This window comes from Rhodococcus sp. P14 (assembly GCF_000256505.1).
In the GTDB taxonomy this organism is placed as follows: Bacteria; Actinomycetota; Actinomycetes; order Mycobacteriales; family Mycobacteriaceae; genus Rhodococcus; species Rhodococcus ruber.
This window is the reverse complement of the sequence record NZ_AJFC01000015.1, coordinates 1-14,491: the sequence shown is the minus strand read 5'-3', so window position 1 is coordinate 14,491 and position 14,491 is coordinate 1. Positions and strand designations below refer to the sequence as shown.

The 14,491-nt window shown below is 72.7% G+C and carries 15 protein-coding genes; 7 read left to right on the top strand and 8 right to left on the bottom strand.

Annotation, left to right across the window (positions count from 1 at the left end; genetic code table 11):
• Nucleotides 1-126 precede the first annotated feature (126 nt).
• Nucleotides 127-870 (bottom strand): SDR family NAD(P)-dependent oxidoreductase, encoded by a 744-nt coding sequence (locus OEY_RS0101145; protein WP_010592114.1) that lies wholly within the window; start codon nt 868-870, stop codon nt 127-129.
• Nucleotides 871-932: 62 nt separating this feature from the next.
• Nucleotides 933-1,889 carry a TauD/TfdA dioxygenase family protein gene (locus OEY_RS0101140; protein WP_010592113.1) on the bottom strand — a complete coding sequence of 319 codons (957 nt, stop codon included), beginning with the start codon at nt 1,887-1,889 and terminating at the stop codon, nt 933-935.
• Nucleotides 1,890-2,284: 395 nt separating this feature from the next.
• Here OEY_RS0101140 and OEY_RS0101130 point away from each other — a divergent pair, with 395 nt between their 5' ends.
• Nucleotides 2,285-3,541 (top strand): ROK family protein, encoded by a 1,257-nt coding sequence (locus OEY_RS0101130; RefSeq protein ID WP_010592111.1) that lies wholly within the window; start codon nt 2,285-2,287, stop codon nt 3,539-3,541.
• Nucleotides 3,542-3,619: 78 nt separating this feature from the next.
• On the opposite strand, the gene OEY_RS0101125 is transcribed toward OEY_RS0101130, so the two are convergent.
• The 3 genes from OEY_RS0101125 to OEY_RS0101115 are packed head-to-tail and all read right to left on the bottom strand — an operon-like array spanning nt 3,620 to nt 5,927.
• A complete protein-coding gene (locus OEY_RS0101125) occupies nt 3,620-4,654 on the bottom strand; it encodes a tocopherol cyclase family protein (RefSeq protein ID WP_010592110.1) in 1,035 nt (344 codons plus the stop codon).
• A 5-nt stretch (nt 4,655-4,659) separates the two neighbouring features.
• Nucleotides 4,660-5,121 (bottom strand): SRPBCC family protein, encoded by a 462-nt coding sequence (locus tag OEY_RS0101120; protein WP_010592109.1) that lies wholly within the window; start codon nt 5,119-5,121, stop codon nt 4,660-4,662.
• A gap of 23 nt (nt 5,122-5,144) precedes the next feature.
• The gene (locus OEY_RS0101115) at nt 5,145-5,927 is read right to left on the bottom strand and encodes a PIG-L family deacetylase (protein WP_010592108.1); all 783 of its coding nucleotides are present in this window, start codon (nt 5,925-5,927) and stop codon (nt 5,145-5,147) included.
• Between OEY_RS0101115 and OEY_RS0101110 the strand changes: the two genes are divergently transcribed.
• Nucleotides 5,926-7,116, top strand: a complete 1,191-nt coding sequence (locus OEY_RS0101110; RefSeq protein ID WP_010592107.1) for an MFS transporter — start codon at nt 5,926-5,928, stop codon at nt 7,114-7,116. The two genes, OEY_RS0101115 and OEY_RS0101110, sit on opposite strands and share 2 nt — an antisense overlap.
• Before the next feature lie 5 nt (nt 7,117-7,121).
• On the top strand, nt 7,122-7,943 hold the full coding sequence (locus OEY_RS0101105; RefSeq protein WP_029539844.1) for an alpha/beta fold hydrolase: 822 nt from the start codon (nt 7,122-7,124) through the stop codon (nt 7,941-7,943).
• On the opposite strand, the gene OEY_RS0101100 is transcribed toward OEY_RS0101105, so the two are convergent.
• Nucleotides 7,918-9,096 carry an acyl-CoA dehydrogenase family protein gene (locus OEY_RS0101100; protein ID WP_010592105.1) on the bottom strand — a complete coding sequence of 393 codons (1,179 nt, stop codon included), beginning with the start codon at nt 9,094-9,096 and terminating at the stop codon, nt 7,918-7,920. The genes OEY_RS0101105 and OEY_RS0101100 overlap by 26 nt on opposite strands.
• A gap of 63 nt (nt 9,097-9,159) precedes the next feature.
• Between OEY_RS0101100 and OEY_RS0101095 the strand changes: the two genes are divergently transcribed.
• From OEY_RS0101095 to OEY_RS0101080, 4 genes are all read left to right on the top strand, one after another.
• Nucleotides 9,160-9,861 carry a winged helix-turn-helix transcriptional regulator gene (locus tag OEY_RS0101095; protein WP_010592104.1) on the top strand — a complete coding sequence of 234 codons (702 nt, stop codon included), beginning with the start codon at nt 9,160-9,162 and terminating at the stop codon, nt 9,859-9,861.
• 107 nt (nt 9,862-9,968) lie between these two features.
• Nucleotides 9,969-11,306, top strand: a complete 1,338-nt coding sequence (mshA, locus tag OEY_RS0101090) for a D-inositol-3-phosphate glycosyltransferase (RefSeq protein WP_010592103.1) — start codon at nt 9,969-9,971, stop codon at nt 11,304-11,306.
• Nucleotides 11,303-11,821 carry a YbjN domain-containing protein gene (locus tag OEY_RS0101085; RefSeq protein WP_026138013.1) on the top strand — a complete coding sequence of 173 codons (519 nt, stop codon included), beginning with the start codon at nt 11,303-11,305 and terminating at the stop codon, nt 11,819-11,821. The genes mshA and OEY_RS0101085 overlap by 4 nt, the downstream gene beginning before the upstream one ends.
• Nucleotides 11,822-12,200: 379 nt before the next feature.
• Complete coding sequence (locus OEY_RS0101080) at nt 12,201-12,539, top strand: transglycosylase family protein (protein WP_010592102.1); 339 nt, start codon at nt 12,201-12,203, stop codon at nt 12,537-12,539.
• An 84-nt stretch (nt 12,540-12,623) separates the two neighbouring features.
• Here the strand turns inward: OEY_RS0101080 and OEY_RS0101075 are convergent, their stop codons facing one another.
• Together OEY_RS0101075 and OEY_RS27870 are read right to left on the bottom strand one after the other, a co-directional pair.
• Nucleotides 12,624-13,790 (bottom strand): serine hydrolase domain-containing protein, encoded by a 1,167-nt coding sequence (locus OEY_RS0101075; protein ID WP_051009354.1) that lies wholly within the window; start codon nt 13,788-13,790, stop codon nt 12,624-12,626.
• 124 nt (nt 13,791-13,914) lie between these two features.
• On the bottom strand, nt 13,915-14,491 hold a 577-nt coding region (locus OEY_RS27870), incomplete at its 5' end, for a helix-turn-helix transcriptional regulator (RefSeq protein ID WP_010592100.1).

Here is a 14,491-nt window from a genome sequence, read left to right as displayed (position 1 = left end):
GCATGCCGTGGAGTTCCGCGCGACGTCGTTGCGTGGCAGGAATGACTGCAGTACTCCGGCACGCGCACGCCACTCGTCTCGTCGGTGCACCGCGACTCGGTGGACTGCGGTTCAGGGGATCGGGACTCAGTGGCGGTGGAACCTCGACGGGCTGGCCTGGTCGCGCGGCTGCACGATGATCTGGTCCAGATTCACGTGCGACGGGCGCGACGCGACGAACCCGACGATCTCCGCGATGTCCTCGGCCACCAGCGGCGTGATGCCCTCGTACACCTTGGCGGCGCGCTCGGCGTCGCCCTCGAACCGCACGAGGGAGAACTCGGTCTCCACCGCGCCCGGCGCGATCTCGGTCAGACGCACCGGCTTGCCGAGCAGCTCACCGCGCAGCGTCCGGTGCAGCACCGCCTGGGCGTGCTTGGCGGAGGTGTAGCCCGCGCCGTTGTCGTAGGCGTGGAACGCCGCCACCGAGGTGATCGTGACGATCAGGCCGTCGCCGGAGTCGACGAGCTTGGGCAGCAGGGCCTTCGTCATCCGCAGTGTGCCGAGGACGTTGGTCTCCCACATCCAGCGCCAGTCGTCGAGGTCGGCCTCGGCGACCGGGGCCATGCCCTTGGCGCCGCCCGCGTTGTTGACCAGGACGTCCACCCGGGGGAGCACCGTCGTGAAGGCGGTCACCGAGTCCTCGTCCGTGACGTCCAGCTCGAGGGCCGTGCCCCCGATCTCGTCCGCGAGCTTCTCGATCCGGTCGACGCGGCGAGCGCCGACGACGACGTGGAAGCCCTGGGCTGCGAGGGTGCGGGCGGTGGCCTCGCCGATGCCGGAGGAGGCACCGGTGACGACGGCGACGGGGGAATCGGGAGAAATCGTCATGCGAGCGATCCTAGGGTGCCCCGGGTGCGGTCGCGCGGGGGTCCGCGCGACCGCGGCACCCGCTACGACGCGAGCGGCCGGGGCGTCTCGATGATCGAGTAGGCGCCCGCGTCGCCGGCGACGGACCGGCTCGTCTCGCCGTGGACGCTCACCGGGACGTCGCCGGCGAGGGTGATGCGGTGCAGCCGACGATGCCGGCCGTCGTAGTCGGCGACGGCATAGTGCTGGGTGGCCCGGTTGTCCCAGATCGCCACGTCGCCGGCGGCCCAGTGCCAGCGGGTGGTGTACTCGAGCCGCGTCTGGTGGTCCTGCAGCAGCCGGAACAGCGCCTGCGACTGCCGGCCGCTCAACCCGACGAAGCCCTCGACGAAGTGGCCGAGCAGCAGCGACCGCTCCCCGGTCTCGGGGTGCACGCGCACCACGGGATGCTCGGTCGCGAAGTATTCGGACCGGAACTCGGCGCGGTACTCGGCGACCCGCTCGTCGGCGCCGTCGCGGAGGTGCTCGGCGCTCTCGGCGGCGTAGTCGTACACGTTGGTGTGGGTGGCCCACAGGTTCTCGGCCAGTGTCTTCAGCGGTCCGGGCAGGCCCTCGTAGGCCGCCACGCCGGAGGCCCACGTGGTCGAACCACCGTAGGGGGGCAGTTCCACCGCGCGCAGGATCGACGCCTTCGGGATGCGGTCGACGAACGAGACGTCGGTGTGCCAGCTGTTCGCTGTGCCGTAGTCGGAGTCGATGGGCAGCACGTGCGCCCCGCGCGACGTCACCGTCGGGTGCGCGGTGGTCGGTGTGCCGAGCAACTCGGCGAACGCGTACTGCGACGCGTCGTCGAGGTGGTGCTGGTCCCGGAAGAAGATCACCTTGTGCTCGGCCAGCGCGCGACGGATCGCTTCGACGGTGCACCCGTCGAGGTCGCCGCCGAGCCGGACTCCGTCGATGCGGGCACCGACGTGCCCGCCCAGGCGGACCACGGTCACGTCGCGAGCGGGTGCGGTGCGGGTATCGAAATCGACAGACATGAAGGACCTTTCGTGGATCGGATATCGGTACCGTCGACCTCATCACCGGTGATGTTCCGGCGTAAGGGTTTTCGTCACCCTGATCGGGATGGTTGCCTGCGCGTCGCCGGGCGGAGTGGACACGGCGGCGCTCGGCGGCTAGGTTGCGGGTATGTCAGCTCGCCGTCTCCGTGCTCCGCGGGTCACCTATGTGACCGCCGCGCTGGGCTCGCGGCTGCCGCTGGCGCGCGACCTGTGTTGTCGCTGACACCGCACCTCGCGCCCCGCTTCGTCGCCCGCCGTCACCCGGCGGATCGCCACGGTCGAGCGGATCGGCGCCTCCCCGTCACGCCCCGGGTCCTCGAACCCGTCCCCGAGGAAGAGCCGCAGTGTCTGCAGCAACCACATCGAATGTCTTGTACCCCAATGTCGTCCGTCCGAAGACCGGTGCCCGGTCCCGCGGCGCCGCCGCCCGCGTGCAGCCGACGGCGCGCGTGCAGATCGTGCCGCCCGAACTGAAGATCGCCGACGGCACCGCCGCGGCCGTGTTCCGGACCGCCGCGGCGCGCGGGCCGATCTGCCGCGACCAGGCGGCAGCGGCGACGGGCGCAAGCATCGCCACCGTCAACCGACAGGTCTCCGCGATGCTCGCCGCGGGACTGCTGCGGGAGCGGCCGGAGCTGATCGAGTCCGGCGCCGTGGGCCGGCCCCGGGTGCCGTTCGAGACCGACCACGAGCGCTACCTGACCGTCGGGATCCACGTCGGGGCGGCCGTCACCGGTATCGTCGCGAGCGATCTGCGCGGGCGCGTGATCGGCGGGGTGGAGATCCCCACTCCGCGCGGCGGCCAGGAGGCGGCGCTCGGGACGATCACCGGCAGTGCGAGGGCCTTCGCGGCGCGCTGGCATCGGCGCATGCCGCTGTGGGCGGGCGTCGCGCTCGGCGGGCGCGTCGACTCGGCCACCGGAACCGTGGACCACCCGCGGCTCGGCTGGGCGGATGCGCCCGTCGGCGCGGTGGTGAGCCGGGGTCTGGGCCTGCCGGTTTCCGTCGCCGCGCACGTCGAGGCGATGGCCGCGTCGGAGCTGCTGCTCACCCCCGACCGCGACACCGCCGACGTCGAGGGCGCCACCCTGTACTTCTATGCCCGTGAAACCGTGGGTATCGCAATCGCATTCGACGGCCGGGTGCACACGCCGCGCGGTGGCCCGGGTTCGGTCTCGCACCTGCCCACCGGATCGTCCGTGCCGTGCGCCTGCGGTGCCCGCGGCTGCCTCGAGGCCACCGTCGCCGACCGGGCGGTGCTGGCCCGGGCCCGCGCCGCCGGGTTGCTCGACGCGCGTGCCACGTCCGTCGCCGCGCTGTACGCGCTGGCCCGCAACGGCTCTCGCGAGGCGCACGAGATCCTCGCGGAGCGCGCGCAGGTGCTGGGGCGGTCCGTCGCGATGCTGCGCGACCTGTTCAATCCGGACCGGGTGATCCTCGGCGGCCAGGCGTTCACCGCGTACCCGGCGGCGGCGCCGCACGTCGCGCGCGCGCTCGGGTCGACGTCGGGCGCCGACGTCCGCGTCACCGGATTCGGCGACCGGGTACAGGCGCACGCCGCGAGCGTGGTGTCCCTGAGTTCGCTGTACTCCGACCCGCTCGGAGCGATGCGCCGGGCGCTGAGCTGATACGCGCACGAAATATCCATCCGAGCATACGATTTCATTCGCGTGTGGCCGGAAAGTGCGCGGATCCGGGGCCGCCGGTCATCGGCTGCGCAGGGGCGGGCCGTCCGTGGCGTCCGCCGGCGCAGCGCGACGGTCCAGTTCGGCCCGTGCGCGCGCCAGACCGCCGTGTTCGAGTGCCGCGAGGGGGGACTCGTCCGCCCACACCGGGGTGCCGCGGTCTCGGACCGTCACGCTCAACGAGCCCGCCAGGTGCTCGAGGGAGCCGGGCACGTTGCGGCGTTCGAGCGGCAGCGGGACCGGCAGCACGTGCGCGTCGCCCAGCGGGGCGGTCCCCTCGATCTCGACGGTCCACCGCGGCCCGCGCCCGAACAGCGACCACCGCTCGTCGGTGACGTGGGCCCGCACCGGCGAGACCACCGGGTTGCCGAGCCGGATCACGGGCCCGTCCGGCAGGGCGACCACCACGGCCGTCACCTCGGTCCGCAGGGGACCGGCGTGGACCTGCCCACCGGCGAAGGCGACGCACGCGGCGGAGTCCGCGAAGCCGTGTGCCTGGCCCCACCACCACGACTCCGGGAAACCGCCCCTGCCCCAGTTCTTCTCCGCGTACACCTGCGCGCCGTCGAGGTTCCACGTCTCGCCGCCGAGCACGGCCTCGCCCTCGGCCCGCCCGTCGAGCAGCCACGGGTGCCAGTACTGGTTGAGGGCGGGAACCGCGTGGAAGACGCTGGAGCCGCCGAATCGGCGACGCGGCCACGGCCGGGGCGCCGTTACTCGCACGTCGAGGCGTGCGTCGTCGCCGAGGTCCACGCGCAGCCGGTCGGGTTCCCCGCGGAACGCCGTGCCCGCCGAGGCGCCGAGCCGCAGGGGGTCGGCGAATCCGTCCGGATGCGCCGTCGTCCGCAGGAACCCGCCCGGGTGCGCCGCCAGGCCGAGCGTCGCCCACGACCCGTCGCCGGCGCGGTTGACGCCGCACAGCGCGATCACCACCCGTTCGGTTCCGGGTTGGGTGAATCGCCAGAAGTACCCCTCCATCGCGACGTCGTGGGCCGTCAGGGGGTCGCCGAAGGGCAGGTCGGCGCCGGTGGCGCGGTAGCGCGAGTACAGCGACACGGCGCTCAGATCCCGGCCCGGGCCGCGGCCGCGATGTCGTCGAGGTCCCGCTGCAGCGCCGTGCGCGTCGCCCGCAGGCCCAGCGGAGCGAGGAGCGCCGTCAGTACCCGCCGGATCCGGCCGGGACGTCCGTCGTCCGCGGAGAACCGCACGGTCAGCATCGTGCCGGCCCGATCCGGGGCCACGTCGAATTCGGTGCGGTAGCGCACCCCGCCGGATTCGGCCTCGACGACCGTGTGCCGCCCCGGCTCCACGGCCGTCACCGTCATCTCCTCGGTTGCCGCCCTGCCGAACATCGTGCGTGTCTCGCGCCAGCGGGTGCCGACCTCGTAGCCGACGCCCGCGAGCCGTTCGACACTGTCCACCCCGCTCAGGACCTGCGGGGCCGAGTCGACGGAGGTGAGCACCCGCCACACCCGGTCGGGTGGGGCGTCGACGGAACGGCTCAGCTCGATGTGGTGGCCCATTCGTGCTCCTTCGGTCGGATCGGTCACAGGGGCAGGGCGTGCTCGCGCAGCGCCGGTTCCGCGCCGCGCCGGCGGAACCACTCGAGCCCGAACGCGCTCGCGAGCTGTTCCGGCGTCATCGCCAGCATCGGCCCGAAGTCACCGACCTGCGAGGCGTGCGCGAGCATCGCCGCCCGTTTCGCGGGGATCGTCGCGGACACGTCGATCGTGGTGGTGATCTCGGCCTCCGGCAGGCCGAACGTGTCCAGGTCCGGTGGTGCCGCGTCCGGGCTCACCTCCGGGGCGGCGGCGAGCAGGCGACGGATGTGGTCCCGGTTCATGGCCGCCTCGTACACCGACGGATGTGCCGTCAGCTCCTGGGCCCGGGCACCGACGCGGTGCACCTGCACGTGGTCGGGGTGCCCGTACCCGCCGTTGGGGTCGTAGATGGTGACGACGTCGGCGCTCTCCTCCTCGAGCACGGCCGCGAACCGGGCCGCGGCCGCCTCCACATCGACGTTGCAGAACGCCGCCGGGTCCGAGTTCCGCGGCGTCCCCGCCATGCCCGAATCGGCGTAGCCGAGCGGCACCAGGCGGGCGACCCCGAGCGTCTCGGCCGACGCCTCGAGTTCGGCGCGGCGGCGCTGGGCCAGGGACTCGCCGGGACCGAGCAGGCCGTCGGGAACCTCGCCCGCGGCACCGTCCGTGGCCACGACCAGCACCACCCGATGCCCCGCGTCCGCGGCCAGGCGCATCACCCCGCCGGTGGTGAACACCTCGTCGTCGGGATGGGCATGGAAACACACCAGCACGCTCACGTACTGCATGCTGGCACGAATGCGCTCCTACCGTGCACTGTTCACCGCGCCGGGCGCCGCCGCGTTCTGCCTGGCGGGGTTCGTCGCGCGGCTGCCGATCGCGATGGTCGGCATCGGCATCGTGACGATGTTCTCGCAGCTGCGCGGCGACTACGGCCTCGGCGGCGCCCTGGCCGCGGTGTTCGCGCTGTCCTACGCCGCGCTCACCCCGCTGGTCTCGCGGGCCGCCGACCGGCACGGACAGTTCCGCGTCCTGCCGGTCGCCGCCGGGATCAGCGCGGCCGCGACCGCCGCGATGCTGGCGGGGGTGCGGTGGGAGGCCCCCGAGGCGCTGCTGTTCGCGTGCGCGATCCCGGCGGGACTGATGCCCACGATCGGTGCCATGGTCCGGGCCCGGTGGACCGAGCTGCTCCGCGGCACCGATCGGTTGCGGACCGCGTTCGCGCTCGAGGCGGTGATCGACGAACTGTGCTTCATCGTCGGGCCGGTGCTGTCGGTGGGGCTGAGCGTCGCCGCGTTCCCCGAGGCGGGCGCGTTGCTCGGGGCGGTGCTGCTGGTGATCGGCACCGTCGCCCTCGCCGTGCAGCGCGGCACCGAACCTCCCGCGCGCCCGGTCGCCCGGGGTGCGCCCGGGGTGAGCGTGCTGCGGATCCCGGTGCTGCTCGTGCTGGTGGTCGCGATGACGGCGATGGGCACGATCTTCGGTGTCGTCGACGTGGTCGGGGTCGCGTTCACCGCCGAGCAGGGCGTGCCCGGCGCCGCGACCGTGGTGCTGGCGATGTTCGCGACGGGATCCGCGCTCGGCGGCCTCGTCTTCGGTGCGGTGCGGCTGCGGGCGCCGCTGACGCGGCAGCTACTCGGGGCGACGACGGCCGTCGCGGTGCTGCTGTGGCCGCTGCTGCTCGCCGGCACCGTGCCGGCCCTCGCCGTGCTCTACCTCGCGGCCGGGGTGGCCGTCGCCCCCACCATGATCGTCGCGACCTCCCTGACCGAGCGGATCGTGCCGCCGGGCCGGCTCACGGAGGGCATCACCTGGACGGTCACGGGACTCGGGGTCGGGGTCGCGGTCGGCTCCGCCGTGGTCGGTCAGGTCATCGACCGGTCCGGGCCGAGTGCGGGCATCGCGGTCGCCGTCGTGGCCGCGCTCGTCGGGTGCGCGTGTGCCGTGGGAGTGGCCCGGCTCGCCCGGCTAGGGTGACCCGCATGACAATCCGTGAGGTCGAGAGTTCCGACGGCACCCCCATCGTCTACCGCGTCACCGGCGATCCCGCCCACCGCCGGCTGGTCCTGCTGCACGGATGGGCCCAGTCGTCGCGGTGCTGGGGCGAGTCCGTGCTCGACGAGCTGGCCCGCACCCACCGGGTGATCGCCGTCGACCTCCGCGGACACGGGTACTCGGGCGCCCCGGAGACCGGATACGACGAGTCGAAACTGTGGGCCGGGGACGTGCAGGCCGTGCTCGGCGCCGAGGACGCCCACGACGCGGTGCTGCTCGGCTGGTCCTACGGCGGCCTGGTGATCTGCGACTACCTCGCGACGCACGGCACCGACCGCGTCGCCGGGATCGTGCTGGTCGGCGCGATCACCAGCATCGGGCGCGGTGAGAAGGGCGGCAAGGTCGGGTCGGCCATGCGCGCCGCCGTCCCCGACGCGATGTCCGAGGATGCGGCGACGGCGATCCGCGCACTCGGTGCCTTCGGCACCGCCCTCACCGGGACCGGGGCGGACACGGGCGTCGCGGCGCAGGCGCTGTTCGGCACCAGCCTGTGCACCCCGCCCCGCGTGCGGGCGGCGATGTTCGCCCGGACGGTGAGCAACGACGAGCTGCTGCGCAGTCTCGACATCCCGGTGCTCGTCCTGCACGGCACCGCCGACTCGGTCGTCGACGTCTCGGCCGCCGAGCATGCGGCGGCACTGCTGCCGAACGCGACGACGTCGTACTGGGAGGGCACCGACCACGGTCCGTTCGTCGAGGACCCGCAGCGGTTCGCCGCGGAGGTCACGCGCTTCGCGGGATCGCTGTAGCGTCCACCGACCCGATCGCCTGCGTCCCGGCGAGCAGGAGCGTCTCCTCCGGTGTGAGCGGGTGGAACTTGACCCCGCGCACGTCGCGATAGCACTGTTCGAGCGGGCTCGACCGGTAGAAGCCGCGGCCCCCGGCGACGTCGAGCGCCAGGTCGCACACCTCGATCGCGGTCCGCGCGATCTCGGCCTTGGCGGTCATCACCGCGGCGACCGTGCTCATCGACGGCGCCGGGTCGTCGCCGACGGTGTCGAGGGCACCGTCGAGGGCCCACGACGCGACCTGCAGGCGGGTGGCCGCCACCCCGAGCTGGCGGCGCACGGTCGGGTCGTTCGCCCGCGCGGTTCCGGCGACGAGTGCGGTCGCGTGCGCGTGCGCGGTCTCGGCGACGCCGAGATAGACGGCCGCGACCACGGGCATGGCGACGCTGAGCACCAGCTGGAACGGCGGGTCGATCACCCCGTAGGGGCGGCGGGCGACCACGGCCGCGTCCGGGACGAACACGTCGGTCAGCTCGACGTCGTGGCTGCCGGTGCCGCGCATGCCCAGTGAGTCCCAGTTGTCGTGGACTCGTACCCCGTCGGTGTTCATCGGGATCATCATGTTGAGCACGATGCGGCCCTCGTCGGGGTCGTCGAACGGGAACATGGTGGCGAGCACGTCGCCGACGGGGGCTTGGCTGCAAAACACCTTGCGGCCGTCGACGCGGTAGCCGCCGGGCACCTTCCGGGCGGACCCGCGGGGGTGGGTCTGGTCGGCGCCGCCGGTGGAGACGAGCACGAGCGCCTCCTCGGCGACGCGGCGCAGCATCCGGTCCGCGCCGGGCGCGCCGTGCCGGTACCGCCACGCGGCGGCGAGCACGACGTGGTGGTGCATGGCCGAGGCGAGCGCGGTCGCCGCGCAGTGGTGTGCCAGGGTGCGCTGCACGGTGGCGACATCGCGCACGGTCGCGCCGCCGCCGCCGAGTTCGCGGGGGACGGCGAGGGCGAGACGGCCCTCCGAGCGCAGGATCTCGTAGGCCTCGGCGACGAACGTGCCGTCGCGGTCGTGGGCGCGGGCGTAGGGGGCGATCCGCCGACCGAGTTCGTCGGCGCCGGCGACGAGTTCCTCGCGGGGCCGGGATCGGGGGTACTGGGTGATGTCTACGGTGGTCATGTCTCGACGGTAGGAGCACGGATCGATACCGCCCAGTGCACGTTCTGGACCTACTCTGGAGGTGTGCGCGAGTACGGGCAGTACTGTCCGGTCTCGATCGGCAGCGAGGTGCTCGCCGACCGGTGGACCCCGCTGATCCTGCGCGAAATGGTCTACGGAAGTACCCGCTTCAACGAGATCGAACGCGGTCTGCCCGGCATCTCGCGCACCCTCCTCGCCACCCGGCTGCGGCACCTCGAGCGCAAGGGCGTGCTGGAGCGGGTCCCGCAGGCGCGGGGCTGCGAGTACCACCTCACCCCGGCCGGCCGCGAACTCGCCCCGATCCTCGTCGCGATCGGGGAGTGGGCGGTGAAGTGGTTGTTCTCCGAGCCCCTGCCCGCCGAGGTCGACCCCGTGACACTGACCTGGTGGATGCACCGGCGGGTGGCCCGGGACCGGGTGCCGCCGCAACGGGTGGTGATCGAGTTCGACTACACCGGTCCCGCCCCGATCCGGTTGTGGATCGTCCTGGACCGCGGCGAGCCGTCGGTGTGCCGGAAGCATCCGGGCTTCGACGTCGACGTGTACGTGACCGCGGAACCGGTGGCCCTGATGCGCGTGTTCGCCGGCACGCGGACGCTGATCGAGGCGCTCGACGACGGCAGCGTGCGACTGCACGGGCCGGCCGCGCTGGTGCGCGGGTTCGGCGTCTGGTTCCTGTGGAGCCCGTTCCACGCCGCGGTGCGCCGCGCAGTCACGGGTTCCGAGACGGGCGAGCGGTCCTGACCGGCCGGGTGCGACGTCGCGCAGACGAGCCCGGTCGGGGCGCAGCGGGACGGAGCGCAGGGGAGGGCGGAACCGGACGGGGATGCCCGGCAGGGCAGTATGGAGAAGTGACGTCGAAGTCGAACAGCCGTCCCCGCCGCGTGGCCGTCCTGTCGGTCCACACCTCGCCTCTCGCCCAACCCGGCACCGGGGACGCCGGCGGAATGAACGTCTACGTTCTGCAGACCGCCGTGCAGCTCGCGCGGCGCGGGGTGGAGGTGGAGATCTTCACCCGGGCGACCTCGTCGGCGGACCCCGTGGTGCAGGAGGCGGCACCGGGCGTGCTGGTACGCAACGTCGCCGCCGGTCCCTACGAGGGACTCGACAAGCACGACCTGCCCACGCAGTTGTGCGCCTTCGCCGCCGGGGTGCTGCGGGAGGAGGCCCGGCACCCGCAGGGCTACTACGACCTGGTGCACTCGCACTACTGGCTGTCCGGCCAGGTGGGCTGGCTCGCCCGCGACCGGTGGGGCGTCCCGCTCGTGCACACCGCCCACACTCTCGCCGCCGTGAAGAACGCCTCGCTCGCCGACGGTGACGTGCCCGAGCCGGCGGCCCGGCAGATCGGCGAGCAGCAGGTGGTCGCCGAGTCCGACCGGCTCGTCGCCAACACGATCGACGAAGCGGCGCAGCTCGAGCGCAGCTACGGTGCCGACCCGTCACGGATCGACGTGGTGGCGCCGGGCGCGGACCTGTCCCGCTACCGGCCGGGGGACCGGGCGCTCGCCCGCGCCGAGCTGGGGCTGGACCCGAACGAGACGATCGTGACATTCGTCGGCCGGATCCAGCCGCTCAAGGCACCCGACGTGCTGCTGCGCGCCGCCGCGGCGGCGATGGCCGCCGACCCCGAGGTGCCCCTGCGGGTGCTGGTGGTGGGCGGGCCCTCGGGCACCGGGCTCGAGCGCCCGCACTCGCTGATCGACCTGGCCGCCGAGCTCGGGATCGCCGCCCGGGTGACGTTCCTGCCCCCGCAACCTCCCGAACGGCTCGTGCAGGTCTACCGCGCGTCGGACGTGGTGGCGGTGCCGAGCTACTCCGAGTCGTTCGGCCTGGTGGCGATCGAGGCGCAGGCGTGCGGGACCCCGGTGCTGGCGGCGAACGTCGGCGGCCTCGGCGTCGCGGTGCGCGACGGCGAGACCGGACTGCTCGTCGACGGGCATCGCACGAGCGACTGGGCCGCCGCGCTGCGCTCGCTGGTCACGGATCCGGGTCGGCGGGCCGTGCTGGCGGCGGCGGCGCCCCTGCACGCGGAGAACTTCTCCTGGGAGCACACGGCGGACGGGCTGCTCGCCAGTTACCGTAAGGCCGGTGCGCTGCGGAACCGCTCCCTCGCGAGCGGCGAGTTTCCGCTGCGCCGGCAGCGCGGAGTGTGGAAGATCCGGCGGACGACGGGGGTGCGGGCGTGAGCGAGCGACTGAGCGAGACGATCGAGGCGACGCTGCGCGATCGCGGCCTCGAGTTCTCCCGCAAGGAGGGTGGGCACTTCGTCGTCGACCTGCCGGGGGAGAACAAGCTCAAGACGACGACCCTGCTCTCCCTCGGCAACCACGGCCTGCGGGTCGAGGCGTTCGTGTGCCGCAAGCCCGACGAGAACTTCGAGGGCGTGTACCGGTTCCTGCTCCGGCGCAATCGGCGGCTGTACGGGGTCGCGTACACCCTCGACAAGATCGGGGACATCTACCTCGTCGGCCGGATGTCGGAGGCATCGGTCACTCCGGACGAACTGGACGCGGTGCTCGGCCAGGTGCTCGAGGCCGCCGATCACGACTTCAACGTCATCCTCGGGCTGGGTTTCCTCGCCTCCATCAAGCGGGAGTGGGAGTGGCGGGTCTCCCGGGGCGAGTCGCTGCGCAACCTCGAACCCTTCCGGCACCTGATCGAGGACGGCCGGCCCTTCGTGGTGGAGGACGCGCAGCCGTAACGGCGCGATATCGGTGACCCGTCCCACAATATTACTGTGAGCCTGGTCACATAACGGCCGTGTAACTACGCGGTGTCGAAACGGCGATACCTCCCATGCCACCTGGGAAAACGGCGCCGCCCGATCTTGGAATGTGGGACGCACGTGCCGGAAAACAGCGCGTGACCGATCCGTGATGACTCTCTAGCGTCGTAATCAGCCCGATACCACCGGGCAAGCAAGACCGGCCCGTCGCCGCTGACTCTGCCCCGCGGGACCGGAACTCGATACCTGATCGAGGGGCAGGGACGAGGCACAGATCCGAATCCGGGCAGCGGGATCGACATCGTCGGCCGCCGCAGTGCCTCGCCAGCAGACGCGAGAGGAATTCAACCGCATCATGGCTAACTTCACCTTCAAGCGCGCCCTCGGCACCGTCGCCGCCACCGCGGCCCTGGCCGTCACCCCGTTCGCCTTCGGCGCCGGCACCGCCAACGCCGCGTCCGGCAACTGGGACGCCGTCGCACAGTGCGAGAGCAGCGGGAACTGGGCGATCAACACCGGCAACGGCTACCACGGCGGCCTGCAGTTCTCGCCGAGCACCTGGAACGCCTACGGCGGCCAGCAGTACGCCCCCACCGCCGACCAGGCGACCCGGGAGCAGCAGATCGCCATCGCCGAGAACGTCCTGGACGGCCAGGGCCGCGGCGCGTGGCCGGTGTGCGGTCAGTACCTCTGATCCGACACTCGGACACGTGCCCGGGCTCGCGCCCGTAGCAGCCGAACGAGCCCCGCGTGCACCGCACGCGGGGCTCGTCGCATCTCACCGGATCGCCGCACCTCGATAGGCGGCGGTCTCGAAGTCGAGATAGCCCTGGAACGACACGGCGTCCGCGAACGGCAGGATCTGCGTGGCCCAGAAGCCGCCGAGCCCGTTCTCCCGGTCGATCCAGTAGTAGAGATTCGCCAGACCCGCCCAGCCGAGGGCACCGGCCGGGCGGCCCGTCGGCGCCGGCTCCTCGTTCACCAGGAACGTGTACGCCCAGTTCTTGGCCAGCCCGGGGAAGAACTCCGCGTCGTTCGACAGCGCCGGGACGACCCCCGGCAGCGCGGTCACCTGCTGCCCGTCCAGGCCGCCACGCACCGCGTCGGCGACGGTCGCGGGCGAGAGAACCCGGTCACCGCCGGGGGCCGCGCCGTCGCGCAGCCACATCCGGATGAACTTCAGGTAGTCCGGCACGGTGGTGTAGAGCCCGTGCCCTCCCATGTGGATCTCCGGGTCCTGGGGCAGCACCATCTCCGGCATCGGCGCGAGTGCTCCGTCCTCGCTGCGCTGGTGGACGACGGCCAGCCGCGCGCGCATGTCGTCGGTGAGTGCGAACGCCGTGTCGCCCATCCCGAGCGGCTCGAAGATCCGCTCGCGCATGACCTCGCCGAGGCGCCGGCCCCGCACGGCCTCCACCACGAGACCGCACCAGTCGATGTTCGAGCCGTACATCCACCGGTCGCCGGGATCGAACAGCAGCGGTGTCGTCAGCGCGGCCTTCGATCCCGTGATCACGCTGGGCTGACCGTGCTCCTCGGCGAGACGCCGGTAGTTCTCGTCGAAGAAGTCGTATCCGAGACCGGCCGTGTGGAGCAGCAGCATGCGGGTGGTGATGTCGCGCTTCGGCGCGCGCAGCAGGGGCGCGCCGTCCGTTCCGAAGCCCTCGAGAACCTGGAGTTCCCCGATCTCCGGGACGTAGCGGGCGGCGGGGGCGTCGAGGTCGAGCAGGCCCTCCTCGACGCACTGGAGTGCGGCGGTGCCGGTGATCGCCTTGGTCGTGGAGAAGGCGGCGAACACGGTGTCCGCCGTCATCGCCGAGCCCGAGCCCGCTGCGCGTTCCCCGGCCACCCCCTCGTACACGACGCCGCCCCGGTCGGTGAGCATGGCCACCACGCCCGGCACGCCCGTCGGGCGGTGGGTGAGTTCTCGCAGGGTTGCGTCCATCGTGGTCGCGAAGTCGTCTGTCACGGTTCCTCCTGTGTGCGGTCCGCCGCCGGCCGGCGTCGGAGGGGGACGCTACGGACGGAGCTGTGACGCGGGCCACCTCGGATCGGCACGCGTTGTCGGATTACGGCACTCGGCGCCCGCGGGCCCGGGCGAGCGTGCGCGACGGATTCTCGCCGAATCGGCGACGGTAGGCGGCGGCGAAGACCCCCATGTTGACGTAGCCCCACCGGGCCGCCACCGCCGAGACGGTGCACTCGGCCGACGGGATGGAGAGCTCGTCGCGGATGTGCCGCAATCGCACGTCGGTGAGGTACCGGTTCGGCGTGGTGTCCAGGTGGCGGCGGAACGCCCCCGACAGGGCGCGCACGCTGACACCCACGGCGGCAGCGACCTCGGAGACCGTGGGCAGGTCCGCGGCGTGCTCGCGGATGTAGCGCTCCGCGTGCCGGACGTACGCCGGGGCGGCCGGCGGTTCGCCGGGGTCGAGCGCGACGCCCGCCGCGGCGGCCCATTCGGTGACGAGGTGACCGAGGAGCAACTCCTGCAGATGGGCGCCCGGCCGGCCCTGCGCGATCCGCACCGGATCGGCCCGGATCGCGCGGACCGCATACGCGAGCAGCGTGTTCCAGCCCGACGACCCGGTCCCGACGACGCACTTGTGCTGCCACAGACGATCGTCGGGGACGACGCCGAACCAG

Bases quoted from the DNA above. Each gene is read 5' to 3' on its own strand.
- OEY_RS0101145 (WP_010592114.1), bottom strand. From the start codon at position 870: ATGACGATTTCTCCCGATTCCCCCGTCGCCGTCGTCACCGGTGCCTCC.
- OEY_RS0101140 (WP_010592113.1), bottom strand. From the start codon at position 1,889: ATGTCTGTCGATTTCGATACCCGCACCGCACCCGCTCGCGACGTGACC.
- OEY_RS0101120 (WP_010592109.1), bottom strand. From the start codon at position 5,121: ATGGGCCACCACATCGAGCTGAGCCGTTCCGTCGACGCCCCACCCGAC.
- OEY_RS0101110 (WP_010592107.1), top strand. From the start codon at position 5,926: ATGCTGGCACGAATGCGCTCCTACCGTGCACTGTTCACCGCGCCGGGC.
- OEY_RS0101115 (WP_010592108.1), bottom strand. From the start codon at position 5,927: ATGCAGTACGTGAGCGTGCTGGTGTGTTTCCATGCCCATCCCGACGAC.
- OEY_RS0101105 (WP_029539844.1), top strand. From the start codon at position 7,122: ATGACAATCCGTGAGGTCGAGAGTTCCGACGGCACCCCCATCGTCTAC.
- OEY_RS0101100 (WP_010592105.1), bottom strand. From the start codon at position 9,096: ATGACCACCGTAGACATCACCCAGTACCCCCGATCCCGGCCCCGCGAG.
- OEY_RS0101080 (WP_010592102.1), top strand. From the start codon at position 12,201: ATGGCTAACTTCACCTTCAAGCGCGCCCTCGGCACCGTCGCCGCCACC.
- OEY_RS0101075 (WP_051009354.1), bottom strand. From the start codon at position 13,790: ATGGACGCAACCCTGCGAGAACTCACCCACCGCCCGACGGGCGTGCCG.